Raw genomic sequence first — 25,816 nt, 5'->3', positions numbered from 1 at the left:
TACCTTCTTAATTAAGCGTATAGCGGGTTTGTTTTCTCTGTGTCGATGTCGAATTTCTTAATTGCTTCTGCAACTACAGATTTCTCAACTTCGCCACGTTTCGCTAGTTCAGTTAGCGCTGCTACTACTACGTAACCTGCGTTCACTTCGAAGTGACGACGTAGGTTTTCACGGCTGTCTGAACGACCAAAGCCATCAGTACCAAGAACTTTGAAAGATTCAGCAGGAATGTATGCACGAACCTGCTCTGCGTAGTTCTTCATGTAGTCAGTTGCTGCGATAGCAGGCTCAGTACCCATTACTGTTTGGATGTAAGGTACTTTCGCTTCCGCTTCTGGGTGAAGCATGTTGAAACGCTCTGCATCTTGGCCATCGCGAGTTAGTTCGTTGAATGACGTTACCGAGTAAACATCAGAAGCAACACCGTAATCTTCGCTTAGGATTTGAGCTGCTTTACGTACTTCATTCATGATAGTACCAGAGCTCATTAGCTGAACTTTCGCTTTGTCGCCCGTGTAAGTTTCTAGCTTGTAGATACCTTTACGGATGCCTTCTTCAGCGCCTTCTGGCATTGCTGGCATTGCGTAGTTTTCGTTCATTAGCGTTAGGTAGTAGAACACGTTTTCTTGTTCTGGACCGTACATGCGACGGATACCGTCTTGCATGATTACTGCTACTTCGTACGCGAATGTTGGGTCGTAAGAAATACAGTTAGGAACCGTACCCGCCAAAATGTGCGAGTGGCCGTCTTCGTGCTGTAGACCTTCACCGTTCAACGTTGTACGACCCGCAGTTGCACCTAGTAGGAAACCACGTGCTTGTTGGTCACCAGCCATCCACGCCATGTCGCCAACACGTTGGAAGCCGAACATTGAGTAGTAGATGTAGAACGGGATCATTGGTAGATCGTTTGTCGAGTACGAAGTCGCAGCAGCAACCCATGAAGACATAGCGCCTAGCTCGTTGATACCTTCTTGTAGAACCTGACCTGAAGTCGCTTCTTTGTAGTAAGAAACAACGCCACGGTCTTCTGGTGTGTAAGTTTGGCCGTGCGGGTTGTAGATACCGATTTGACGGAACAGACCTTCCATACCGAATGTACGCGCTTCGTCAGCAATGATAGGAACGATGTTCTTACCAATGTTCTTGTTCTTAAGTAGAACGTTTAGTGCACGTACGAATGCCATAGTAGAAGAGATATCACGCTTCTGTTCTTCTAGTAGTGGCTTGAATTCTTCTAGCTCAGGAACGATGAATTCTTGAGTGAATTTTGGTAGACGCTGTGGTGTGTAGCCGTGTAGCGCTTTACGACGAGCGTGTAGGTATTCGTACTCTTTTGAACCTTCTTCAAGTTTCAGGTACGGAAGTTCTTTCACAGCTTCGTCAGTTAGGATGTCTTGAAGACCTAGACGATCACGTAGGTGTAGTACGTGAGTCATGTCCATCTTCTTAACTTGGTGCGCGATGTTCTTACCTTCAGCCGCTTCACCCATGCCGTAACCTTTAACAGTCTTAGCTAGGATTACTGTTGGACGACCTTTAGTTTCTGCCGCGTTTTTGTATGCCGCGTATAGCTTAGAAGACTCGTGACCACCACGCTTAAGTGCGAAGATTTCGTCATCAGTCATGTCAGCAACAAGTGCCGCTGTCTCAGGGTACTTACCAAAGAAGTGCTCACGTACGTACGCGCCATCTTTTGATTTGAATGTTTGGTAGTCGCCATCGATCGTTTCGTTCATAAGCTGTAGAAGCTTACCAGAAGTATCTTTAGCTAGTAGTGAATCCCAGTTGTTACCCCAGATTACCTTCACTACGTTCCAACCAGCACCTTTGAACAGACCTTCAAGTTCTTGAATGATCTTACCGTTACCCATTACAGGGCCATCTAGGCGCTGTAGGTTACAGTTGATTAGGAAGCATAGGTTGTCTAGTTTCTCACGCGCAGCGAAAGAGATAGCACCACGTGATTCTGGCTCATCCATCTCACCGTCACCTAGGAACGCGTAAACGCGCTGCTCTGAAGTATCTTTAAGACCACGGCCTTCTAGGTACTTAAGGAAACGAGCTTGGTAGATAGAAGCGATTGGACCTAGGCCCATCGATACTGTCGGGAACTGCCAGAATTCAGGCATCAGTTTAGGGTGCGGGTATGAAGGAATACCTTTGCCGTCTACTTCTTGACGGAAGTTGTCTAGCTGCTCTTCAGTTAGACGACCTTCAACGAATGCACGTGAGTAGATACCTGGTGAAATGTGACCTTGGTAGTAAACTAGGTCGCCACCATCCTTCTCGTTTGGTGCACGGAAGAAGTGGTTGAAACATGTCTCGTAGAACGCAGCAGAAGACTGGAAAGACGCCATGTGGCCGCCTAGCTCTAGGTCTTTCTTAGATGCACGTAGAACGATCATGATAGCGTTCCAACGAATAATTGAGCGAATACGACGCTCAAGTGTTGTGTCACCTGGGTATGCTGGTTCTTGGTCTGCAGGAATCGTGTTGATGTAGTTAGTTGTGATACCTGTTGGCATATCAACACCGTCTAGACGTGCTTTATCTAGAACTTGCTCTAATAGGAATTGAGCACGCTCTAGACCTTCTTCACGTACAACTGACTCAAGCGCTTGTAGCCATTCTTGAGTTTCCAGTGCATCTACGTCATGCTTCATATCAGACATGGCGATCTATCCTTCTGTTGGTTGGATCTACTTATTTAAGTAACGCTCTTACGAGTCATTACCCTGCTGAATTCGACGTAGAGAACGCTCTCGTCGAGACTCTTCTCGAGTCAAATCCAACAATGTTTCTTCGATGTAAGCCAAGTGCGAGTGGGACATTTCTCGCGCCTTTTCAGGCTGACCAGAAACAATCGCATCCACGATATTGGCTCGGTGTTTACTGACTTTCTCGACCGCTTCTGGGCGGCGACGTAGTAATTTAAAATTTTGTAGAATATTTTGCTCAAGCAAAGGTGCTAAGCTTCGAACAATGTGCAACAAAACCACGTTGTGCGCGGCTTCGGTCAAAGCGATCAAAAATTGCATCACTTCCGCAGATTCAGCTTCGATATCGTTGTTTGCTTGCTCTTGGCTAATGCGTTCAAGGCAACCTTGAATACGCGCAAAATCTTCTTCGGTACCACGTAAAGCTGCAAAGTAAGCTGAAATTCCTTCCATTGCATGACGAGACTCAAGCACATCAAGCTGGGTTTCAGAATGACTAGACAACAAATTCAACAAGGGATCTGAAAAGCTCTTCCAGATATTCTCACTTACGAATGTTCCGCCACCTTGGCGACGAGTTAACAAACGCTTCGCTTCTAAGCGTTGAATGGCTTCTCGGACTGAAGGACGAGACACATCGAACTGTCTTGCCAGTTCACGCTCTGGAGGCAGTTGTTGCCCCGGAGACAATGTTCCTTCCACTATCAACCTTTCTAACTCTTGTTCTATAACATCAGAGAGTTTTGGCTGACGAATCCTTTGATAAGCCATAATTTATTGTTCTTCTACTCTTGCAGGTAATTGGTAATACCAATTTTAAGTTGGTGCAGAAATTAACATAATTAAAACGCCACTGTCCAGCCGAAAATTGACCTAAATCATAGAACGAGCTTACTTCCAACACTCTGATAACAATCGACTGTTAAAACAGCAATAGAATTGGTATGACCAATTACATAAAGCATACAAATGGGAAGTCGACGTGCTAGCAATTTTGGAAAAGAAATACAGAAAATGACAAAATTATCAGTCTATTTCTTCACCAAAACGGCGTATGCGAGCGTAAAAATGTAGTTAACTTTTAACAATCATTAATATTTCTGGTATCAAAAAAAGGCATACCTGATCGTATGCCTTATTTATTTCGCTTTTTTGAATTTACACTTTCGCTACAAATCAACGCTGTATAAGCTGTCTATATTTCACCCAATCAAAGCTTAGACCAGGATCGCTTTTTCTCAAGGGCGCAATATATTGATGACCGGTAATTCGTGGCAGGGTGATGTGGGGATAAGACTGCATAATCACCTCAGTGATCTCTGCAAGTGATTGATATTGCGCATCTGTGTAGGCAGTAAATTCTGTCCCTTCAAGCTCGATACCAATGGAATAGTCATTACAACGCTCCCTGCCCGCGAAACTGGATTGACCGGCATGCCATGCTCTATCGAGAAAAGAAACAAATTGAACAACCTCGCCGTTTCTCTTAATCAAGCAATGTGCAGAAACGCCCATTTTGTGAATAACTTCAAAAAATGGATGTGCGTTTGGGTCTAGCTTGCCAGTGAAGAAGTCCTCTATATATGGTCCACCAAACTGCCCAGGAGGCAAACTGATGTTGTGTACCACCAGCAGAGAGATGTCGTTTATATCAGAGCGAGCATCAAAAAATGGTGACGGAACATGCTTTGCCTGTGTCAGCCAGCCATTCTCGATAATTGGGCGCATATCAACCTCTCTACTTTGCAAATTAACTGCTGAAATTATTGACACCGGAGAGTATCATTCGTTGCCATCTCCCTTTCAAGACAAGATTTGCGATGAAGAACACACACAACATTCAAGAACGCCTAGAATACCTTAAACAACAACTCCCTTTAGAGATCACTCGCTCTGTCGCTGATACCTTAAAAGAAGATCTAGGTGGCAATGTCGACGCAGATAACGACATTACTGCATCTTTGATCCCTGCCGAGGCGGTTAATACCGCAACGATTATTACTCGTGAGCATGGTGTGTTCTGTGGTCAAGCATGGGCTGATGAAGTTTTTAAGCAGCTCGGTGGTAAGGTCAGTATTGAATGGCACGTAAAGGACGGCGATAAAGTCGAACCTAACCAAACCCTTTGCACGCTGACAGGCCCTGCTCGTGACTTGTTGACTGGTGAGCGTAACGCAATGAACTTCATCCAAACGCTGTCTGGCTGCGCAACAGTTACCGCAGAGTACGCTGAAAAAATCGCGCATACTGAGTGTCGTCTACTAGACACACGTAAAACCATTCCTGGTCTGCGTAGCGCACTAAAATACGCCGTGACGTGTGGTGGTGGCTTTAACCATCGCATCGGTGTGTTCGATGCTTACCTTATTAAAGAAAACCACATCATTGCTTGTGGCGGTATTACTCAAGCGATCCAAAAAGCGAAAGAGCTTAACCCAGGCAAACCGGTAGAAGTAGAAACGGAAAGCTTAGAAGAGTTGAAACAAGCGATAAACGCCGGTGCCGACATCATCATGCTCGATAACTTCACAAAAGAAATGATGCGTGAAGCCGTAGCGATTAACGCAGGTCGTGCCGCTTTAGAGAACTCCGGCAACATTACGCTAGAGACCATCGCAGAATACGCAGAAACCGGTGTCGATTACATTTCGGTAGGCGCGTTGACTAAGCATTTAAAAGCGATGGATCTTTCGATGCGCTTCAAATAATAAAAGCAACACAATCTCAATTACTTCAACTAACTCAGTGAGTTGTGAGTAACTCATCATTTAAAAGGGCCAATTGGCCCTTTCTTTTTATCCACTAAAAAAATAGTACTACTCGCAAAACTCTGCATGCGATATGCAACTTTTCACCAAAGAGTTTTATCTCACTCGAGAGCCCATCCCTTCCCCATTTTCAACCCACCTTAACTCTCCATAATCTTTCGCTAATGCAAGAGCATTATTAATTTTTAGGAAAGGGTTAAAAATGAAAAACAGTAAACAGAAAAAACAACAGGGTTTTACTCTGATTGAATTGATGATTGTGGTAGCAGTTATCGGTGTTTTAGCAGCGATTGCAATTCCTCAATATCAAAAATATGTAGCGAAATCAGAAGTCGCATCCGCATTAGCTACATTAACTGGTGTAAAAACTAACGTTGAAGCTTACGCTGTAGAAAATGGTGCTTTTCCGGATGGTTCAACAGCTAACCAAACAGAAGCAGATCTAGGTGTACCGAGCACAATCCCTTCAGGTGTTATCGCATTTTCAACTGCTAGTTCAGCTGGTGGCACTATCAAGTTCACGTTCAATGCCTCAGGCGTAAGTAACCTTATCACTAGCAAAAACTTTGAGTTGGTTCGTGCTTCTGATGGTACTTGGACATGTCAAGGCTCCTCAGCTAGCCCTGTTACAGACGATTTGTTACCAAAAAACTGTCGCTAGTGTCGCTAGTATAGATGCTAACCAACCTCTCAACCATTCTTCGCCAAAAAGGGTTACTGACGTTTTCCCAAGAAGAATCGTTAATAGAGCAAGTCAAAGCTTCTGGCATTTCGATGCCGGAAGCTTTACTCAGTTCAGGGTTATTCACGTCAAGCGAACTCGCTGAGCACTTAAGCTCTCTCTTTGGTTTAAATCAGCCCGAGTTATCTCAGTACAAGTACGCTTCGCTTTGTCAACAACTCGGTCTACGTGAATTAATCACTCGACATAACGCACTCCCACTCCAGCGTACTTCTTCAACTTTATTATTAGCTGTTGCCGACCCCACGAACCAACAAGCAGAAGATGACTTTCGTTTTGCGACAGGGTTGCAAGTAGAACTTGTTCTCGCTGATTTTCGCGAGCTGACCGCTGCGATTCGGCGCTTATATGGTCGTTCATTGAGTCATGAGAAGTCCGGATTAAAAGAGATCAACCAAGAAGAATTAGCCAACCTGGTTGATGTGGGCGCAGATGAAATCGACAACATTGAAGACTTGAGCCAAGATGAGTCTCCTGTTAGCCGTTACATCAACCAAATTCTGTTGGACGCTGTGCGCAAAGGCGCATCCGATATCCACTTTGAGCCCTATGAAAAGATGTACCGCGTTCGCCTACGCTGTGATGGCATCTTAATTGAAACACAGCAGCCACCAAGCCACTTAAGCCGCCGCTTATCCGCTCGTATCAAAATCCTCTCTAAGCTTGATATTGCCGAAAGGCGCTTACCACAAGATGGGCGTATTAAGCTCAAGTTGAGTCAAGACACCGCAATTGATATGCGTGTATCCACGCTGCCTACTCTATTTGGAGAGAAAATTGTATTACGACTGCTCGACAGCAGCTCTGCGTCACTGGATATCGACAAGCTTGGTTATAGCGAACAACAAAAAAAATTGTACTTGGATGCGCTGCGTCGCCCACAAGGCATGATTCTGATGACAGGCCCAACCGGGAGCGGTAAAACCGTTTCTCTGTACACTGGGCTGAGTATTCTCAATAAACCAGAAATCAACATTTCCACGGCAGAAGACCCAGTAGAAATTAACTTATCGGGCATTAACCAAGTTCAAGTTCAGCCTAAGATTGGTTTTGGTTTTGCCGAAGCCCTGCGCTCTTTCTTACGTCAAGACCCCGATGTAGTAATGGTCGGTGAGATTCGTGACTTAGACACTGCGGAAATAGCCATAAAAGCATCGCAAACCGGTCACTTAGTACTTTCAACCTTACATACCAATTCTGCGGCTGAAACGGTTATTCGTTTATCAAACATGGGCGTAGAAAGCTTTAACTTGGCCTCCTCTCTTAGTTTGATTATTGCCCAGCGCTTGGCCCGTAAACTGTGCTCACACTGCAAACAATCACAAGAGCTTACCGTTCAGCTACAACATCTCGGAATTCAAACAAGCGACAACATTTTTAAAGCCAATCCCGATGGATGCAATGAGTGTACCCATGGTTATTCCGGCCGAACGGGGATTTATGAAGTGATGCGCTTTGATGAATTTCTTTCCGAAGCGCTTATAAAAGGCGCATCAGTGCATGAACTAGAAAAACTCGCCATCGCAAATGGTATGAGCACGTTACAAATGTCGGGTATAGAAAAACTCAAACAAGGGATCACAAGTTTTAGTGAACTACAGCGCGTACTTTATTTTTAATCCTTTAATCAGCAGTCACCTCTATGAAAACCACTACACCACAACTAAAAAACTTCCGCTGGAAAGGCATCAACAGTTCAGGCAAAAAGACGTCTGGACAAACCCTCGCGATGACAGAAATTGAAGTACGCGAGCGTCTAGACGCACAACACATCAAGATCAAGAAGTTAAAGAAAAGCAGTATCTCGTTTCTCACTAAACTCAGCCATCGCGTGAAAGGCAGAGACATCACGGTGTTTACCCGTCAAATTTCGACGATGTTGATAACCGGTGTACCCTTAGTTCAGGCTTTAAAATTGGTATCAGAAAATCACAAAAAAGCAGAGATGAAATCCATTTTGATGAGCGTAACACGCGCCGTCGAAGCGGGTACACCCATGTCAAAAGCCATGCGCACTGCAAGTGAACACTTTGACCCACTCTATACCGACCTTATCGCCACAGGTGAGCAATCCGGTAACTTAGCGGAAGTATTCGAGCGCTTAGCCACCTACCGAGAAAAAAATGAGCAGCTTCGTGCGAAAGTGATCAAAGCACTGATTTACCCAGCGATGGTAGTGCTAGTAGCGTTAGGCGTGTCGTTTATCATGCTCACCAAAGTCATTCCCGAGTTTGAAAAAATGTTTGTTGGTTTTGGTGCTGACTTACCTTGGTTTACCAGGCAAGTATTAGATCTTTCCGCCTGGACACAAAACTGGAGTCCGTTTATCGCACTAGGCTCCATTAGTTTATTCATCTCGGCGAGAGTCCTCTCTAAGCGTTCAGATTCTTTTCGCTTAATGCTCAACCGCTCTGTGCTTAAATTTCCTGTTCTGGGCCCTGTATTATCAAAAGCCGCTATCGCCAAATTTAGTCGAACACTCGCCACAAGCTTTACAGCGGGTATTCCAATTCTAACCAGTTTAAAAACCACATCAAAAACCTCAGGAAACTTACACTATCAACTCGCCATAGAAGAAGTTTACCGTGATACCGCCGCAGGTATGCCAATGTATGTTGCCATGCGTAACTGTAATGTGTTCCCTGAATTAGTGTTACAAATGGTCATGATCGGTGAAGAGTCTGGTCGACTTGACGATATGCTCAATAAAGTTGCAACGATCTACGAGTTTGAAGTCGATAACACCGTCGACAACCTTAGTAAAATTCTAGAGCCGCTAATTATCGTTTTTTTAGGCATCGTTGTTGGCGGATTAGTGACAGCAATGTACTTGCCAATCTTTAACTTAATGAGTGTATTGGGCTAGAATGAGCTGTTAACTCCTTTAAAACAGCATCTTGCTGATTTCACTCATCGCTCAAGAGACAAATATGGAAGTATTCCAGTACTACCCTTGGCTATTCGTTGTGTTTGCCACCATCTTCGGTCTTATCGTGGGTAGCTTCCTCAACGTGGTTATTTATCGACTACCTAAAATCATGGAACTAGAATGGCGACGCGAATGTGCCGAGTCATTTCCTGAATACAAAATAGAACCTCCTAAAGAAGTGCTGACCTTGAGCGTCCCACGCTCCTCCTGTCAGAAGTGCGCAACGCCGATACGTATTCGAGACAACATCCCTGTGATTAGCTGGCTGCTTTTAAAAGGCAAATGCCACAATTGTCAGACAGCCATTAGCGCACGCTATCCACTGATTGAACTGCTCACTGCGTTCTGCTCAGGCTTTGTCGCTTACCACTTTGGTTTTAGTTACTTTACCGTTGCCCTACTCTTTTTCACTTTTATCTTAATCGCCGCAACATTTATCGATCTCGATACTATGTTGCTACCTGACCAATTAACATTACCATTAACTTGGGCTGGCATTGCCTTAGCATTAGTCGAAATAAGTCCTGTTACTCTACAAGATTCTGTCATTGGTGCTATTGCTGGTTACCTATGTCTCTGGTCCGTTTACTGGGGCTTTAAGCTACTTACTGGTAAAGAAGGAATGGGATATGGTGATTTTAAACTACTAGCAGCACTAGGGGCTTGGCTGGGCTGGCAGTCACTGCCGATGATCATTCTACTTTCTTCTGTGGTTGGCATCGTATTTGGCATCATTCAACTACGCTTGCAAAAACAGGGAATTGAAAAAGCTTTTCCTTTCGGTCCTTACTTAGCAATTGCTGGTTGGATAAGCTTAATTTGGGGCGACCAGATTTTAAACTGGTACTTTACTTCAGTTCTAGGAGTGTAAATGGCTTTGGTTATTGGTTTAACAGGTGGTATCGCTAGCGGTAAAACAACCGTCGCGAATCTGTTCAAACAACAATTTAAAATCGATATCGTCGATGCAGACATTGTAGCAAGAGAAGTTGTCGAGCCAGGCACTCCCGGCCTAAACGCGATTATTGAACACTTTGGTCACGATATCGTTCGTGAAGACCAAACTTTAGATCGCGCAAAGCTGAGAGAAAAAATCTTTTCAAACTCAGATGAAAAAGCATGGCTCAACGCACTGTTGCACCCAATAATTCGTGAAAAGATGATCGAAGATTTGCAGCAAGTCACCTCAGAGTATGCGTTACTTGTGGTGCCGTTGCTCGTAGAAAACAAGCTAGACAGTTTGTGTGATCGCGTTCTTGTCGTCGATGTAGAACCGAATACACAGATATCTCGCACGATGAAACGAGACAATGTGAGTGAAGAACAAGCTCGCGCTATCCTTGCCTCTCAAGCATCAAGAGAGCAAAGACTCGCGCTTGCAGACGATGTGGTTAAGAATAATCCAAGTGACCCAGATCTTTTGCTTCAAATCACAGATTTGCACGAAAAGTACCTAGCCATGTGTAAGAAAAATCTGCGAAAATAGGAACGAAACTCACAAAGGCTTATGTCGATGACCACGCACAAATTTGAACATCCGTTAAATGAGAAAACTCGTATTTATCTAAGAGTGGAGTCTCTGCTGCGTCAGGCTCACTTGGCCTCTGGGTTTAGCGAAAATCACCAGTACCAACTGTTTTTCCGTGCGTTATTCGATATGGTTGAAATTTTCGAACAGATCCAGCTGAAAAGTGAACTGGCCAAAGATTTAGAGAAACAACGACTGTCGTACCGCCATTGGCTAAATGTTGATGGCGTCGATCAAGACGCATTAAATACCCTACTACAAGAGATAGATGTCGTTCATAGCCAACTGATGGGTGCAGAGCGTTTTGGTCAAGCACTAAAAGAAGATCGCTTCTTAAGCTCTATCCGCCAACGCTTTAATCTACCGGGTGGTTCATGTTGTTTTGATTTGCCAGCGTTACATTACTGGCTTCACCTACCCATTGAACGTAAAATGCATGATGCACAGCAGTGGCAAGTAAGCTTAAAGCCCTTATCTGATGCGCTTTCGCTATGGTTGAAACTCACCAGAGAGACCGGACATTTCAAAGCTCAAATCGGTCGCGCGGGTTTCTTCCAAAGTGACGCTGATGAAGCCAATATTCTAAGGCTCCACATCCCAATGGAATATGGCGTTTATCCTATGATTTCTGGCCATAAAAACCGCTTTGCGATCAAGTTTATGTCGTTTGAAAACGGTCAAGCGTGCACACAAGATATTGAGTTTGAACTTGCTGTGTGCAGCTAAGACGACACTAAGCCTCCCCCACAATCTAAAATTCAACGCTTTGTTACGCTTATATTGGATAAAATTTCGTAGCAGCAATAGCGCGTTGAATAAGCCATCTTGAATTCATTTAGGTATACTACCCTTTAACACCAATTAGTAATGGGACGCTCAACTATGTCTAAAATTACCATCGTTCAATGCCCACAATGTGGCGCCGACGTAGAATGGGGAGAACAAAGTCCTCATCGCCCTTTCTGCAGTAAACAATGCCAAATGATTGATTTTGGTGAATGGGCAGATGAAGAAAACACCATCCCAGGCGCCCCCGATATGTCCGACAGTGATGGCTGGTCTGAAGACCAGTATTAATTGAGGCCTAGGGTAAAGGAATATCCTAGGCTCCTAGGTTTTAGGCTATTGGGAAATGGCTATGAAATGCGGAGCACTTGGCTTACAACATACAGAAAAGACAATTTAACTCCACCATCTGTACTCCCATCATTCCGAAGAACTATCGCAACATCACGACTCTATTCACAGCAAGGGGGCAGCTAACAACTTAAACACTTGCATTCTCGGCTAGTAGATTCTGAACCACACTCCTTCGTCGCTGTCCAGAGTGATGAATTTTAACCTCGGTGCCCTGTAATCTTTGGCCATCATTTCCCGTCATTCCAAGGAGCCATAGCGACATCAGAAATCTACTCACAGCAAGGATGAAGCTAACAACTTAAACACTAGTGCTCTCGACTAGTAGATTCTGAATCCCGCTACTTCGTCGCTATCCAGAATGATTAATTTTAACCATTGCGGTCTGCAATCGGTATTCATTCCCCTCTTTTCAACTCTGACTTCTAGCAAAGCTATTTTTATTCGAGCAAGGCGGAAGCGTGGAGAGTATGCCAGTGCATGAGCATCGACAGTACAAGTCGGGTGAAAAGAAAACGAGCAAGCTAATTACACAAATAAAAAAACGGAGCCCTAAAAGGACTCCATTTAAGATGAGAACGCTAGTTATAGCATTACTTCTTAGCAAGTTTCTCTTTGATACGAGCAGACTTACCAGAACGCTCACGTAGGTAGTACAACTTGGCACGACGTACTGCACCACGGCGTTTAACTTCGATGCTATCAACGATTGGAGAGTGTGTTTGGAACGTACGCTCAACACCTTCACCGTTAGAGATTTTACGTACAGTGAAAGCAGAGTGTAGACCACGGTTACGGATTGCGATTACAACGCCTTCGAAAGCCTGTAGACGCTCACGGTCACCTTCTTTTACCTTAACTTGAACTACAACAGTGTCACCTGGTGCAAATTTAGGTAGGTCTGATTTCATTTGCTCTTCTTCAAGAGCTTTGATGATGTTACTCATTTTTTAAATTCCTAGAATAAACTGATACTAAATAAATTAGGTTACTTTGCGTTATGTTCACTAATGAACTCAGCAAGTAATTGTTCCTGTTCGTCAGTCAGAGCTAGGTTTTCCAGGAGCTCTGGTCTTCTAAGCCAAGTTCGGCCCAGCGACTGTTTTAGTCGCCATTGACGAATGTCCTTGTGATTGCCTGACATCAGTACCGCTGGTACCTCTTTGTCATCCAATACTTCTGGACGCGTATAGTGAGGGCAATCTAACAAGCCATTTGCAAAAGAGTCTTCTTCTGCTGACGCGAAATCCCCTAGTACACCCGGAACAAACCGAGAGACAGAGTCGATTAACGTCATGGCTGGTATCTCACCACCCGTCATCACAAAATCACCAATCGACCATTCTTCGTCGACTTCAGATTGAATGATGCGCTCATCTACCCCTTCATAACGACCACAAATCAGAAGCAAGTTCTCATTCGTTGCCAGTTCTTCCACTCCTTTCTGGTCGAGCTTGCGACCTTGAGGAGAAAGGTAGATGACTTTCGTCTTGCCCGGTGAGGCTGCTTTCGCGGTATGAATGGCATCGCGCAAAGGCTGAACCATCATTAACATACCAGGGCCACCACCGTAAGGTCGGTCATCGACAGTGCGATGTTTGTCGTGAGTAAAATCTCTAGGATTCCAAGTCTCAATCGACAAAAGACCTTTTTTAACCGCTTGACCTGTTACTCCAAAATCAGTAACAGAACGGAACATTTCTGGAAAAAGGCTAATAACGCCAACCCACATGTTTATCTCGCTCTGTAATTTTGGAGATTAGAATCCAGGATCCCAGTCAACTTCGATCCGTTGAGCTTCGCGATCAACATTAATGATCACTTGCTCTTCAAGGAACGGGATTAATCGTTCCTTCTGCCCGAAAGCATCTTTAAGATTTGCTTTAACAACCAGAACATCGTTTGAGCCAGTTTCTAGCATGTCAGTAACGACACCTAGATCGTAACCTTTAGTGGTTACAACTTGCATCCCAAACAATTCGCGCCAGTAGAACTCATCTTCTGACAATTCAGGAAGTACCGCAGGGTCAATAGCAATTTCAAAGTTCGTCATTAGATGCGCGTCTTCACGAACATCCATGCCTTCCAGCTTAGCCACCATACCTTTGTTATGGCGCTTCCAGCTTTCTACTTTGTACTCAACCCACTTGCCCTTTTGGTTAATATACCAAGGGCTGTAATCGAAAATGCTTTCAGCATTGTCTGTGTAGGAAAAAACCTTAAGCCAACCTCGAATGCCGTAAGTAGCACCAAACTTGCCTACAACAATCTTTTCGTTGCTCATTGTTTCTTTACCTTTCATCGACATAAACTAGTTTCTACTTTTCAAGTAAAAAATTAAGCCGCTTTTTGAGCGTCTTTAACTAGCTTAGCAACGCGGTCAGATACAGACGCGCCTTGACCAACCCAGTGGTTAACGCGGTCTAGGTCTAGACGTAGACCTTCTTCTTGACCTTTAGCAGTTGGGTTGAAGAAACCAACTTTCTCGATGAAACGGCCAGTTGCAGCGTTGCGGCTGTCCGCTACTACGATTTGATAAAATGGACGCTTTTTAGCGCCGTGACGTGCCAAACGAATGGTTACCATGTCGTCCTCTTTGCTTTCTCAAAAATAAAATTAACCCCAAAAACCATTCAAGAAATTAAACAGTTTGGGGTCTCGTGCCAAAATAAAGCTCCGGAATTTTACTCTTCTCCCGGAGCAATGCAAGGAGTTTAGTTACTTTTTCACCAACATAAATTGAATTTAAAGTTTGTGACGTACCTAACACCCTGAATCTATGCGTAATCGATTAATTAACGACCAAATGGGTTGAAGCCACCGCCGCCACCCATGCCGCCCATCATGCCTTGCATGTTGCGCATCATGCCTTTCATGCCACCTTTTTGCATCTTTTTCATCATTTTCTGCATTTGGGTGAACTGTTTTAGTAAGCGGTTTACATCTTGAACCTGCACACCAGAACCAGCCGCGATACGCTTCTTGCGCGAGCCCTTGATAATTTCTGGGCGTTGACGTTCTTTCATTGTCATGGAGCTGATGATCGCTTCCATCTGTTTGAACATCTTGTCATCGACTTTGTCTTTCACATTGTCTGGTAGCTGGGACATTCCTGGAAGCTTATCCATCATCCCCATCATGCCGCCCATGTTTTGCATCTGGCCTAGCTGTTCACGGAAATCTTCAAGGTCGAAACCTTTCTTCTCTTTGAACTTCTTCGCTAACTTTTCTGCCTTTTCTTGGTCAACGTTGCGTTGTAGGTCTTCAATCAAAGACAGAACGTCACCCATGCCAAGAATACGTGAAGCAACACGATCTGGGTGGAACGGTTCTAGCGCGTCAGTTTTTTCACCGACACCCAAGAATTTGATTGGTTTGCCCGTGACATGGCGTACTGAAAGTGCCGCACCACCACGAGCATCACCATCAACCTTAGTTAGAACTACACCGGTAAGAGGTAGCGCATCGCCAAAGGCTTTTGCGGTATTTGCTGCGTCTTGACCCGTCATGGCGTCAACAACAAATAGCGTTTCTACTGGGTTGATAGCTGCGTGAAGATCTTTGATCTCCCCCATCATCTCTTCATCAATTGCCAAGCGACCTGCGGTATCGACAATCAATACGTCGTAGAATTTTTTCTTCGCATGGTCAATCGCTGCATTGGCGATATCAATAGGCTTCTGGTCTGGTGATGATGGGAAGAAGTCAACACCGATGTCTGATGCCAGCGTTTCAAGCTGCTTGATTGCCGCAGGGCGGTAAACGTCGGCAGACACAACCAAGACTTTCTTCTTGTCACGTTCTTTTAAAAGCTTAGATAGCTTACCTACCGATGTGGTTTTACCCGCACCTTGTAGACCTGCCATAAGAAGCACAGCAGGTGGTTGAGCGGCAAGGTTTAGCGCCTCATTCGACTCACCCATTACGGCTTCAAGTTCTGTTTGAACGATCTTGATAAATTCCTGACCTGGAGTCAGAGATTTAGAAACTTCTACACCTACCGCTTTTTCTTTAACGCGGTTAACAAATTCACGAACAACCGGAAGCGCAACGTCAGCTTCAAGTAAGGCCATTCGTACTTCACGTAGGGTCTCTTTAATGTTGTCTTCGGTCAGACGACCTTTGCCACTGATATTTTTCAGCGTTTTGGATAATCGATCCGTTAAATTCTCAAACATCTTTGTCTCTTCGCTAAAATGGCGATTAATTAGTGTGAGTATACATTAGCCAAGGTCTGAGTCATACCCGTACCGCTGCTCTATTCTTGTCTCTATTTCTATATGGTGCGGTAACTTATTAATTTCAATATCTCATCTCTCACGATTGATGTCGGATATAACGTAGCCCCAAAGTGTAATGCAAGGTATAATTTCCTCATTGTGCACAATAATATTTAGGATTCATGGATAGCTTAATAGCCATCGCGGCCGCCATACTTTATGTTTTGGCGATTGCGACCATCATACCCGGACTCTCACAGCAGTCAGGAATCAAAGCAAAAACAGTGTTTGCTAGTGCTGCCTGTGCGCTTGTTTTTCATGCGTGGATTTTGAGTGATCTGATTTTTGATGGTGCAGGTCAAAACCTTAGTATTCTCAACGTAGCCTCTTTGATCAGTTTTATTATTTCTCTGGTCATGAGCCTTGCTATGTTGAAAAATCGGTTGTGGTTTTTATTGCCTGTCGTTTATAGCTTTGCTGCCATCAATTTATCTGCTGCCACATTTTTGCCAAGCACGTTTATCAAGCACCTAGAGAATGACCCTAAGCTACTCATTCACATTTCTTTTGCGCTGTTCTCATACGCAACTTTAACTATCGGGGCACTCTACGCACTTCAGCTGGCTTGGTTGGATCACAAACTGAAAACAAAAAAATCTTTGGCGATTAACCCAAACCTGCCGCCTTTATTAATGGTAGAGCGTCAGCTATTCAAAATCATTTTGATCGGTAACTTATTGTTAACTGGCACGCTCATTACTGGCTTTGTCTTTGTGCAGGATATGTTTGCTCAAGGTAAAGCGCATAAAGGCATTCTTTCTTTCATCGCTTGGATTGTGTACTCAATACTGCTTTGGGGTCATTATCAAAAAGGTTGGCGTGGTAGAAAAGTTACTTGGTTCGCTGTCGCAGGGGCAACGCTGTTAACTCTGGCGTATTTTGGCAGTCGCTTTGTGAAAGAAATCATCTTGAATTAAGGAGCTCTAGGGCTCCTATCCTTTATATTTTAGGCTAGATAAAATACAGTACGCCTTAACCCTTTGACTTAACGGACTTACTCAACCGTTATATAACCCAATACTTACAAGGAACAGCAACGTTTTGGACGACATCTCTACGGGTATCTTGTTTGCGCTACTCGCGTGTCTTATCGTCATATCAGGTTACTTTTCCGGCTCAGAAACAGGGATGATGTCTCTGAACCGTTATCGCTTAAAGCACTTAGCCAAAAATGGGCATAAAGGCGCTAAGCGAGTCGAAAGGCTATTAGACCGTCCAGATCGTTTGATTGGTCTTATTCTTATCGGCAACAACCTCGTTAATATTCTCGCGTCCGCCATCGCGACCATTATTGGTATGCGTTTGTATGGTGATTTAGGTGTCGCTATCGCAACCGGTGCACTGACTATGGTTGTATTGGTTTTTGCTGAAGTTACCCCAAAAACAATTGCAGCGCTGTACCCTGAACGCGTGTCTTACGCGAGCAGTATCCTACTGACCATATTGATGAAGTTACTATCGCCTTTGGTGATGCTCGTTAACTTTATTACGAATGGCTTTATTCGTTTACTTGGCGTAAAAGCCGATCACTCAGTAGAAGACCATCTTAGTTCCGATGAGCTGCGTACCGTAGTAAACGAAGCTGGCGGATTGATCCCTCGCCGACACCAAGACATGTTGGTGTCTATTTTGGATCTTGAGCACGTCACTGTGAACGATATCATGGTGCCACGTAATGAGATTACCGGTATCGATATTAATGATGACTGGAAATCCATCGTTCGTCAGCTTACCCACTCACCACATGGACGCATTGTTTTTTATCGTGACCAAATTGATGAAGTGGTTGGCATGCTGCGCCTGCGTGAAGCTTACCGCCTGATGCTAGAAAAAAACGAGTTCAATAAAGAGACGCTATTACGTGCTGCGGATGAAGTCTATTACATCCCGGAAGGTACGCCACTGAACGTACAAATGTTAAAATTCCAACGCAACAAACAGCGTATTGGTCTGATTGTTGATGAGTATGGCGACATTATTGGCTTGGTGACATTGGAAGATATTCTGGAAGAGATAATTGGCGAATTCACGACCTCGATTTCTCCAAGCCTTTCTGATGAAATCAGTCCTCAAGGTGACGGAAGCTTCCTCATTGAAGGCAGCACCAATATCCGAGATATTAACAAAGGCCTGAAATGGGATTTACCAACGGATGGCCCAAGAACGTTAAACGGTCTTATTTTGGAGCACCTGGAAGATATTCCAGAGAGCCATTTAAGCGTGAGAGTGGCGGGTCATCCAATGGAGCTTGTTGAGATTGAAGAAAACCGCATCAAGCTCGTTCGTGTTTATCCTAAAAAGAAAAAATAGCCCCTATCTACAACTCACGATAAGAAATAAAAAGAAAAGAGCCTGATCATGTCAGGCTCTTTTTAGTTCTGGATAAATATGCTTCTTGATAAGTTTTTAGCAACTAGTCGATGCGCAGCTCTTTTAGCATCGATTCAGGCAAAGCAAGTTCATCATTTTTGTTCACCAATACACCAGCATCCAAAATGCTCTTCGCGATTTGTTGTGCTTCTTCTAAAGAGTGCATCGCTGCCGTACCACATTGGTATTCGTTGAGTTCAGGGATCTTGTTCTGGCTTTCTACCTTTAGTACGTCTTCCATGGCCGCAATCCAAGCATCCGCTACTTGCTGCTCTGATGGAGTGCCAATCAGGCTCATGTAAAAGCCCGTGCGGCAACCCATAGGCGAAATATCGATGATCTCAACAGAATCGCTGTTTAGATGATTGCGCATAAAGCCTGCATAAAGGTGCTCTAGTGTATGAATACCTTTTTCAGAAAGGATGTCTTTGTTTGGCGCGGTAAAGCGTAAATCGAAGACAGTAATCGTGTCCCCTTTTGGGGTCTGCATGGTCTTCGCCACTCGCACTGCCGGTGCATTCATGCGAGTGTGGTCCACGGTAAAACTATCGAGTAAAGGCATTACATCTCTCCTGATTGTAACTCCAATACCTCTCGGTACTGGATAAATGTCATTCATCCCTACAGCACATAAACAGGCTGTGGGTTAAAAGAACCAGCTGCTGTTGTCTTCCAATTCCTGACGACATTGCTTCAGCTGCCAGCCATAAGTTTTTGCAGTTTGTTCAACACGTCGAGCGACTTTGATCAAACTAGGCTTTCGCTTATAAGTACCTCGCTTGTACCCACCTCGACCTTCATGATAAGCCAGATATTGACTGTATGGGTCCCATAACGAAATCCCTAGTTGGCGCCTCGTTTCGTGAGTATACCAACCGACAAACATCATTGAATCATCAAAGTTGGTACGAGAACCGCCCTGCCCCGTCGCATCTTGGAAATCTTCCCAAGCAGGATCTTGAGCTTGAGCGTAACCATACGCACTGCTAACTCGTCCCCAAGGGATAAATCCCAATAAATAGTCTTTGGGTGGTTTCGCATCGTGCCGAAAGCTGCTTTCTTGTTTAATGATAGCCATAGCGACATGAATGGGGGTTCCCCACTTTTCTTCCATATCTTTGGCATCATCATACCAGCCGGATTTCTCTCGAAATATCTCACATAAATTATTCTGCTGCTTTGGCGGTGCCGTGGCACAACCTGCAAGTAACATGCTTCCGAGTACCGATACTACTAACGGTTTAATGTTCAATCCCACCCAACCTTTACCTATTCACTACTGCTTCAGATAAGCAAAGTAATCTTCCAAAAAATCATCAAAAGATAGCGTGTCACTTTGTTCCGCTTGCTTTTGTTTTTCTACTGACGACGCCACTTCCGTTTCCATCGTATCTTGAGAGTAGTACTGATAACCGTGAGCTAGATTTTCCTCGCGGTACTTCATGCCAAGCGCACAGCCGACTTTACCTAACCCACCAAGCTCTTTCGTCAGCTCTAATAGTTGACCTGAAATCGTTAGTTCTGGGTTATCAATCCATGTCTCGAGTTTATTACACACATCTTGGTATGCACTGCCACCAGCAGCCATATCCATTTGCTGTGCTATCTGACGCAGCTCGACAAACACTCGATGCGCCCAATCTTGCAGAGATAGACGTTCACCTTGGCAACCAATTTGAAGCATTAGCCCTTTTTCACGACCAGAAACAATGACTTTGTTCCAGTTGTCGCGCCAACACTCTAATTCACAGTTGTCCATTGGATCCGAGTCTGACAAGGCCGCCCAAGTCAGGAAGAGATCAAGGAATCGTACTTGCTCTTCATCCAACCCCACTGCGCTGAATGGGTTAACGTCTAGAGAGCGAACTTCAATGTACTCAACCCCACCGCGTCGTAACGCATCTGAAGGCTTCTCACCACTTTTCGACACGCGTTTCGGGCGAATTGGAGCGTATAGCTCGTTCTCAATTTGTAAAATATTGGAATTAAGCTGGCGGTATTCACCGTCCACTTTGACGCCTATTTTCGCAAACTCTTCTGATGGGTGACGAATCGCATCGCTCAAACCATCCAGATACTGATCAATGCTGTTAAAGCCAATTTTCAGTACACTTTGCGCACTATTGGTGTAGCCCAGATCGCTCAAACGCAAAGACGTCGATTTCGGCAAATACAAAGTGCCGCCAATTTTTTCGAATGGCAGATCGGTTTCACGACCTTGAATAAAAGAGCCGCATAACGCTGGCGATGCGCCGAAGAAATACGGAATCATCCAACCAAAACGGTAATAGTTACGGATCAGCGCAAAGTAGGCATCAGACTTAGCATCTTGGCGGGCTTGTTCATCTTGCTCGCCGTAAAGCGCGTCCCAAAATGTCTCAGGGAACGAGAAGTTAAAATGCACACCTGAAATGATTTGCATCAGGCTGCCATAGCGGCGTTTTAGACCTTCTCGGTACAGGGTTTTCATTTTTGCTGCATTCGAAGAGCCGTACTGAGCAAGCTGAATATCCTCTTCCGAGCCAACATAACATGGCATAGAAAGAGGCCACATCTTTTCTTCACCCATTTTTGTCTGCGTGAAGTGATGGATATCTTTCAGTTGTGCCATCAGTTCTGGAATTTCATGTGACACAGGAGTAATGAACTCTAACAATGATTCAGAAAAATCAGTCGTGATCCATTGGTTTGTGAACGCTGAGCCTAACCCCTCTGGATGAGGTGTTGTTGCTAGATGTCCATCCTGACGATAGCGCAAAGTTTCTCGCTCAACACCGCGTCCAAACTGCTTAAATACTTCGGGGTTTGATGCAACTTTTTTTAGTCGCGCAGCAAAATCAGTCAAAATGAGGTTCGCTTATATTGGGAGCAGGACACTTGTCACAAAGGACAAGTGTAAGCTAAGTTATTGATATTTAATGCATCTAGATAAATAACCCACGAAAAGTCGCTTATCTAGATGAATAGCGGAGAAACGTTTCTCCGCTATTAAATGTGTACTCTATCGAATGATTTCAAGCTCTTCTACGTCTTTCCCCAACTTTTCTAATTGAGGACGCAGTGATTTAGCATCACCAACGACGATAATTTGATAGTCATTTGGATCAAACCACTTTTGAGCCAGTGCATTCAAAGTCTGCTTATCAACTTTTTCTACGATAGCGTTTCTTTGCTGCAAGTAATCTTGATCGAGGTTGTACTTAAGAATATCACTGATGAGTTCCGCTTTTTGTGTTGGCGTTTCATATTTCAGTGCATCTTTTTGACCGACCGCTTGACGCATAAATTTCATCTCTTCATCAGTAATTCCTGACTGCGAGTATTCATTTAGCTCATTTTCCATCTCAATGATAGAAGCAACCGTTGCATCCGCTCGTACTTGCGCGGTGAAAACAACCGAGCCAGTTTCTGGATTTCCAGAGAAGTAACCGTAAGCGCCGTATGTGTAACCCTTGTCTTCACGTAGGTTTTGGTTAATGCGGCTATTGAAGTTCCCTGCTAAGTTGAAGTTTGCCAGTTGGCTTAGGTAAAAATCGCCCGTTGCATCGTAAGGCATACCCTGACGAACCATCATGACCACACTTTGCGGGGCTCCTGGTTTATCAACAAGATGGATCTTTTGCTCACCTAATGCAGCGATGCTTTGCGGCGCATACAATGGCGCAGCTTCATCCTGCCAGTTTTTCCAGAACGTCAGCTGCTGTTCAATTTCCTGTTGTTCAATGTCACCAACAACGACGATTTGCGCACTTTGTGGCGTGTAATGCTTCGAGTAGAATTCACGGACATCATCCAACGTTAGTGCACTTACCCCTGCTTGCGTGCCGTCTTTTGGTCGAGCAAAAACAGAGTCCCCATAGAGCACCTGGCGAGTCGCTTGTGATGCCATCCAACTTGGGTTTTGATGCTCATACACAAGACCTTCTAGCGCTTGCATCTTCACACGCTCGAAGTCTCCTTGCTTAAATGCAGGAGACAGCAACATCTCTTCGACAATTTTCAACGTCGGCTCTAAGTTCTTTTCTAAAGCAGAAACGCTGATGTTTGTTGTGTAGCCCGTTGCATTCACGGAGATGACACTACCTAGTTTATCGAGCTCAGCTTGAATCTCTTCGACACTACGTTTCGTTGTGCCTTCTTGCAACATTGCGGCGGTCAATTGGGCAAGACCTTCTTTGCCCTTTTCAACAAAACGTGTTCCCGCAGGTAAACTAAACTGCATCATGACCGTTGGTGTTTCATCGCTAACCGCGCCAAGCAACTCCGAGCCATTATTAAAATGAAGCTCGTACAACTCAGGCATCGTCGCTTTCACTGGCTCCCCTACAGGCGGTTGCACAGAGCGATCGAAGTTATCGGTCGCACGACGATACGCCAATTGATCATCAGTGATCTTCTCGTATTCTGGTAGCGTACGTTTTGGCGTCACAAAGGTCGCTGGTTTTACGACAAGGTCAGTTTTTCCTTTTGGTACCACGCTTAGGGTCACTTTGTTCTTACCTTGGATAAAATCCGTATACGCTTTTTCTACCGATGCAGGCGTCACTGCGCGGATCTGCTCAAGCTGTTGCTCAAGACGGTCTGGCTCGCCGAAGAATGTCTCGTTGGATGCCAACTGCGTTACTTTGCCTTTAACACTTTCTAATGCAAAGATAGCATCCGCTTCCGCCTTACCCTTCAATTGTTCAAGGCGATCTTCTGTCACGCCTTTTTCAGCAAACTGATTGAGTGACTGTAAAAGCTCGTCGTACAGTTTTGATAGATCGCCTTTGTCCCCTGAATCACCCATTGCATAAACGTAAAAGTTACACGCCAGTTCTGCACAGTCATGGAATGAGCCCGCATCGACGGCTTTTTGAGTCTTGACTAAGTCTTGGTAGAGCACGCTGTTTGTACCGCCACCTAGCACTTCAGATAGCGTATCGAGAGACGCTTGGCTTTCTTCGCCGTTGTAAGTTGTTGGCCACGCGATCATCACCATCGGTTGTTGAATGCGATCTTCTAGCGTGATGTATTTGTCTTCTTGCAGTTTTGCAGGTTGTTTCGGCGCATTTTCAACCTCTGGCCCACGAGGAATCGAACCGAAGTACTTATTTACCCACTCAAGAGTTTGTTCAACGTCTAAGTCCCCACCGATAGTGATAGTCGCATTGTTTGGGCCATACCAACGTAAGAAAAACGCTTTGAGATCGTTCACATCAACACGATCAAGATCTTCAACATAACCAATAGTTTGCCACGAATACGGATGACCTTCAGGATATAACGCTTCAGACATGCGCTCCCAAATTAAGCCATAAGGACGATTATCGTAACGCTGAGCTCGCTCATTTTTTACAGTTGAACGCTGAATTTCAAATTTGCGTTGAGAAACCGCATCCAGCAAAAAGCCCATACGGTCAGACTCTAACCACAGCATTTTCTCTAGCTGGTTAGCCGGGACAGTTTCAAAGTAGTTAGTACGATCGCGGTTTGTTGTACCATTTAACGTGCCGCCAGCCTCTGTGATGATTCTGAAGTGCTCTTGGTCACCAACGTTCTCTGAACCTTGGAACATCATGTGCTCAAAGAAATGCGCAAAACCAGACTTACCCACCTCTTCACGAGCCGAACCAACATGGTAAGTCACATCCACATGGACCAATGGGTCGGAATCTTCAGGAGCTAAGATCACCGTTAAGCCATTATCGAGTTTATACTTTTGGTATGGAATCTTAACTTTGCCTTCTTCCGCTTTCGATGACTCAACGAAAGTTACCCCTTTCGGCAGTGATGAAACTGGCGTATTTGATGCACAGCCCGTGATCACCAACAGTGAGCACGCGCCAACCCAAAACATCTTCATGTACTTTCCTTAAAATAATCCGAGATAGATGGCCGCAAGTAAGCTATACCTAGCAGCCTTTCCTAAAAATATTAAAATCACGCAAGGCAGAAACTTCATTCTTAGCCACCCTGCGGCTAAACACAGCGGGTCTCCAATTATGGGTAACCAGCTAAAAAACAATCCCAAATAGCCATACTTAGACAGCCAGTTTAATGCGGTATGACCGTGCTTTTCTTCTTGCGCTTTGTTGGGAATCCACAAGCCAAGCCAATAGTTTGTTAAGCCACCAAGCGTATTGCCGATAGTGGCGACCATAATAATTGACGAAACGGAATATTGATTTAATGAGAGAGTGGCAACTAAGCCCGCCTCAGAACCACCAGGTAACAAAGTGGCACTGAGAAAACCGGTCATGAAAAGCACCCATAATGCTGAATCTGAAAACCAAAGCGCTAAACTTTCAAAGCTCGTATTAAATGCTTCTAGCATGTCATATCAAGCAACACCTTGCCTCTGGTTCTTCCTGATTCAACTTGCTGGTGAGCAGCAATCACATCACTCATCGGATAAACCTGTTGAATTTCAGTCTTCAGTAAACCAACGCCAACCATGTACAACAAGGTATCTAATTGCGCTGGTTCTGGCTCAACCAACATGCCGTTAGCCTCAAAGCCTAGGAGTTTGGCTTTTTCACAAATCAGCTCAGCCGTGATGGTTGGGACGGTGATGACTCTCGCACCGTCTTTCAGGCATTTAAGCGCATCTAACGCGGCATCTCCACCTACTAAATCAATCAAAACATCAACGTCTTCAACACGTTCTGACACTGGTGCAAATTGATAGTTCACTGCGTGAGCGCCAAGGGTAGCCAGGTAGTCTAAATTTCGTTCACTGCAGGTTGTAAAGACTTCCGCTTTAGTCGCGACCGCGATTTGTACCGCTAGGTGTCCAACGCCACCGGCTCCTGCGAGGATAAGTACGCGATCGTTTTCTGTCACATTGGCTTTGCTAAGTGCTTGTGCCGCAGTTTGGCCAGCCAACGGTAATGCTGCGGCAGCCTCTAAAGTAACTGAACTAGGAACATGACTTAACTCAGCTTCTGGAACACATACGTACTGGCTGTACCCACCGCCTCGGACTGGGAAACCGATAAATCCAGCCACCTCATCACCATCATTAAAACGCGACGCCCCGTCTCCACAGGACACGACTTTTCCTGAGATGTCGTAACCTGGTACCCAAGGTAAATTATCCTTGTTTTGCGCAGCTGCCCAACCGAGTCCGGCTCGAGTTTTAACATCAATAGGATTTACGCCTGAAAAAGCGACTTTTACTAAGACTTCACCAGGCTGTGGTGATGGTGTAGAAGCATGTTGAATCGCGAGTACGTTGGCATCACCAAATTCAGTGATAACGATCTGTTTGTGTTCCATAAACCATTCCCTGCAAGAAAACAAAAAGGGATGCGAAAGCATCCCTTTGACTATAAACCATTTTGTTAACCGAAGTTAATCG

Annotated in this window: 24 protein-coding genes; 10 read left to right on the top strand and 14 right to left on the bottom strand. The window is 44.7% G+C overall.

What is annotated here, in order from left to right:
* Nucleotides 1-11: 11 nt before the first annotated feature.
* The 3 genes from aceE to ampD all read right to left on the bottom strand — a co-directional run bounded on the left by aceE (nucleotide 12) and on the right by ampD (nucleotide 4,448).
* Nucleotides 12-2,675: a pyruvate dehydrogenase (acetyl-transferring), homodimeric type gene (aceE, locus tag CBX98_RS13560; protein ID WP_005396679.1), complete on the bottom strand. Its 2,664-nt coding sequence runs from the start codon at nucleotides 2,673-2,675 to the stop codon at nucleotides 12-14.
* A gap of 48 nt (nucleotides 2,676-2,723) precedes the next feature.
* Nucleotides 2,724-3,491, bottom strand: coding sequence for a pyruvate dehydrogenase complex transcriptional repressor PdhR (gene pdhR / locus CBX98_RS13555; protein ID WP_005396680.1), 768 nt, complete (start codon nucleotides 3,489-3,491; stop codon nucleotides 2,724-2,726).
* A gap of 405 nt (nucleotides 3,492-3,896) precedes the next feature.
* Complete coding sequence (ampD, locus tag CBX98_RS13550) at nucleotides 3,897-4,448, bottom strand: 1,6-anhydro-N-acetylmuramyl-L-alanine amidase AmpD (RefSeq protein WP_012841421.1); 552 nt, start codon at nucleotides 4,446-4,448, stop codon at nucleotides 3,897-3,899.
* A gap of 92 nt (nucleotides 4,449-4,540) precedes the next feature.
* Here ampD and nadC point away from each other — a divergent pair, with 92 nt between their 5' ends.
* The 8 genes from nadC to yacG all read left to right on the top strand — a co-directional run bounded on the left by nadC (nucleotide 4,541) and on the right by yacG (nucleotide 11,764).
* Complete coding sequence (gene nadC, locus CBX98_RS13545) at nucleotides 4,541-5,428, top strand: carboxylating nicotinate-nucleotide diphosphorylase (RefSeq protein ID WP_109169464.1); 888 nt, start codon at nucleotides 4,541-4,543, stop codon at nucleotides 5,426-5,428.
* A gap of 262 nt (nucleotides 5,429-5,690) precedes the next feature.
* Nucleotides 5,691-6,149, top strand: coding sequence for a pilin (locus tag CBX98_RS13540; protein WP_047008977.1), 459 nt, complete (start codon nucleotides 5,691-5,693; stop codon nucleotides 6,147-6,149).
* Between the two features lie 14 nt (nucleotides 6,150-6,163).
* Nucleotides 6,164-7,849, top strand: a complete 1,686-nt coding sequence (pilB, locus tag CBX98_RS13535; protein WP_109169462.1) for a type IV-A pilus assembly ATPase PilB — start codon at nucleotides 6,164-6,166, stop codon at nucleotides 7,847-7,849.
* A gap of 23 nt (nucleotides 7,850-7,872) precedes the next feature.
* On the top strand, nucleotides 7,873-9,096 hold the full coding sequence (locus tag CBX98_RS13530; RefSeq protein ID WP_048625970.1) for a type II secretion system F family protein: 1,224 nt from the start codon (nucleotides 7,873-7,875) through the stop codon (nucleotides 9,094-9,096).
* A 64-nt stretch (nucleotides 9,097-9,160) separates the two neighbouring features.
* A complete protein-coding gene (locus CBX98_RS13525) occupies nucleotides 9,161-10,030 on the top strand; it encodes an A24 family peptidase (RefSeq protein ID WP_012841418.1) in 870 nt (289 codons plus the stop codon).
* Nucleotides 10,031-10,645 carry a dephospho-CoA kinase gene (gene coaE, locus CBX98_RS13520; protein WP_047008979.1) on the top strand — a complete coding sequence of 205 codons (615 nt, stop codon included), beginning with the start codon at nucleotides 10,031-10,033 and terminating at the stop codon, nucleotides 10,643-10,645.
* A gap of 27 nt (nucleotides 10,646-10,672) precedes the next feature.
* Nucleotides 10,673-11,413, top strand: coding sequence for a cell division protein ZapD (zapD, locus tag CBX98_RS13515; protein ID WP_109169461.1), 741 nt, complete (start codon nucleotides 10,673-10,675; stop codon nucleotides 11,411-11,413).
* 156 nt (nucleotides 11,414-11,569) lie between these two features.
* Nucleotides 11,570-11,764, top strand: a complete 195-nt coding sequence (gene yacG / locus CBX98_RS13510) for a DNA gyrase inhibitor YacG (RefSeq protein WP_005396692.1) — start codon at nucleotides 11,570-11,572, stop codon at nucleotides 11,762-11,764.
* A 653-nt stretch (nucleotides 11,765-12,417) separates the two neighbouring features.
* On the opposite strand, the gene rplS is transcribed toward yacG, so the two are convergent.
* The 5 genes from rplS to ffh all read right to left on the bottom strand — a co-directional run bounded on the left by rplS (nucleotide 12,418) and on the right by ffh (nucleotide 16,002).
* Nucleotides 12,418-12,771 (bottom strand): 50S ribosomal protein L19, encoded by a 354-nt coding sequence (gene rplS / locus CBX98_RS13505; protein ID WP_005379971.1) that lies wholly within the window; start codon nucleotides 12,769-12,771, stop codon nucleotides 12,418-12,420.
* 41 nt (nucleotides 12,772-12,812) lie between these two features.
* Nucleotides 12,813-13,556 (bottom strand): tRNA (guanosine(37)-N1)-methyltransferase TrmD, encoded by a 744-nt coding sequence (gene trmD / locus CBX98_RS13500; protein ID WP_005425529.1) that lies wholly within the window; start codon nucleotides 13,554-13,556, stop codon nucleotides 12,813-12,815.
* 27 nt (nucleotides 13,557-13,583) lie between these two features.
* Nucleotides 13,584-14,132 carry a ribosome maturation factor RimM gene (gene rimM / locus CBX98_RS13495; protein WP_005379964.1) on the bottom strand — a complete coding sequence of 183 codons (549 nt, stop codon included), beginning with the start codon at nucleotides 14,130-14,132 and terminating at the stop codon, nucleotides 13,584-13,586.
* 29 nt (nucleotides 14,133-14,161) lie between these two features.
* On the bottom strand, nucleotides 14,162-14,410 hold the full coding sequence (gene rpsP, locus CBX98_RS13490) for a 30S ribosomal protein S16 (RefSeq protein ID WP_005379962.1): 249 nt from the start codon (nucleotides 14,408-14,410) through the stop codon (nucleotides 14,162-14,164).
* A 209-nt stretch (nucleotides 14,411-14,619) separates the two neighbouring features.
* Entirely contained in the window at nucleotides 14,620-16,002 is a 1,383-nt protein-coding gene (gene ffh, locus CBX98_RS13485) for a signal recognition particle protein (RefSeq protein WP_005385423.1), read from the bottom strand.
* A 224-nt stretch (nucleotides 16,003-16,226) separates the two neighbouring features.
* Here ffh and CBX98_RS13480 point away from each other — a divergent pair, with 224 nt between their 5' ends.
* Both CBX98_RS13480 and CBX98_RS13475 read left to right on the top strand, forming a co-directional pair.
* Nucleotides 16,227-17,021 carry an inner membrane protein YpjD gene (locus CBX98_RS13480; protein WP_047008980.1) on the top strand — a complete coding sequence of 265 codons (795 nt, stop codon included), beginning with the start codon at nucleotides 16,227-16,229 and terminating at the stop codon, nucleotides 17,019-17,021.
* A gap of 124 nt (nucleotides 17,022-17,145) precedes the next feature.
* Nucleotides 17,146-18,414, top strand: coding sequence for a CNNM domain-containing protein (locus CBX98_RS13475; protein ID WP_005396696.1), 1,269 nt, complete (start codon nucleotides 17,146-17,148; stop codon nucleotides 18,412-18,414).
* 103 nt (nucleotides 18,415-18,517) lie between these two features.
* Here the strand turns inward: CBX98_RS13475 and luxS are convergent, their stop codons facing one another.
* From luxS to CBX98_RS13445, 6 genes are all read right to left on the bottom strand, one after another.
* Complete coding sequence (luxS, locus tag CBX98_RS13470) at nucleotides 18,518-19,036, bottom strand: S-ribosylhomocysteine lyase (protein ID WP_109169459.1); 519 nt, start codon at nucleotides 19,034-19,036, stop codon at nucleotides 18,518-18,520.
* Nucleotides 19,037-19,120: 84 nt separating this feature from the next.
* Nucleotides 19,121-19,726, bottom strand: a complete 606-nt coding sequence (locus tag CBX98_RS13465; protein ID WP_170903315.1) for a hypothetical protein — start codon at nucleotides 19,724-19,726, stop codon at nucleotides 19,121-19,123.
* A gap of 24 nt (nucleotides 19,727-19,750) precedes the next feature.
* A complete protein-coding gene (gene gshA / locus CBX98_RS13460) occupies nucleotides 19,751-21,319 on the bottom strand; it encodes a glutamate--cysteine ligase (RefSeq protein WP_046875082.1) in 1,569 nt (522 codons plus the stop codon).
* A gap of 156 nt (nucleotides 21,320-21,475) precedes the next feature.
* Entirely contained in the window at nucleotides 21,476-24,319 is a 2,844-nt protein-coding gene (locus CBX98_RS13455) for a pitrilysin family protein (RefSeq protein WP_109169457.1), read from the bottom strand.
* Nucleotides 24,320-24,328: 9 nt separating this feature from the next.
* Nucleotides 24,329-24,790: a YqaA family protein gene (locus CBX98_RS13450; protein WP_109169456.1), complete on the bottom strand. Its 462-nt coding sequence runs from the start codon at nucleotides 24,788-24,790 to the stop codon at nucleotides 24,329-24,331.
* Nucleotides 24,784-25,734 carry an NADP-dependent oxidoreductase gene (locus tag CBX98_RS13445; protein WP_109169454.1) on the bottom strand — a complete coding sequence of 317 codons (951 nt, stop codon included), beginning with the start codon at nucleotides 25,732-25,734 and terminating at the stop codon, nucleotides 24,784-24,786. Before CBX98_RS13445 ends, CBX98_RS13450 begins: the two co-directional genes overlap by 7 nt.
* Nucleotides 25,735-25,816 lie beyond the last annotated feature (82 nt).

Origin of the sequence: Vibrio sp. T9, assembly GCF_003123985.1 — a bacterium.
Lineage (GTDB): Bacteria > Pseudomonadota > Gammaproteobacteria > Enterobacterales > Vibrionaceae > Vibrio > Vibrio diabolicus.
Note: the sequence above shows the minus strand (reverse complement) of the source record. Positions and strands in the feature narration are given on the sequence as shown.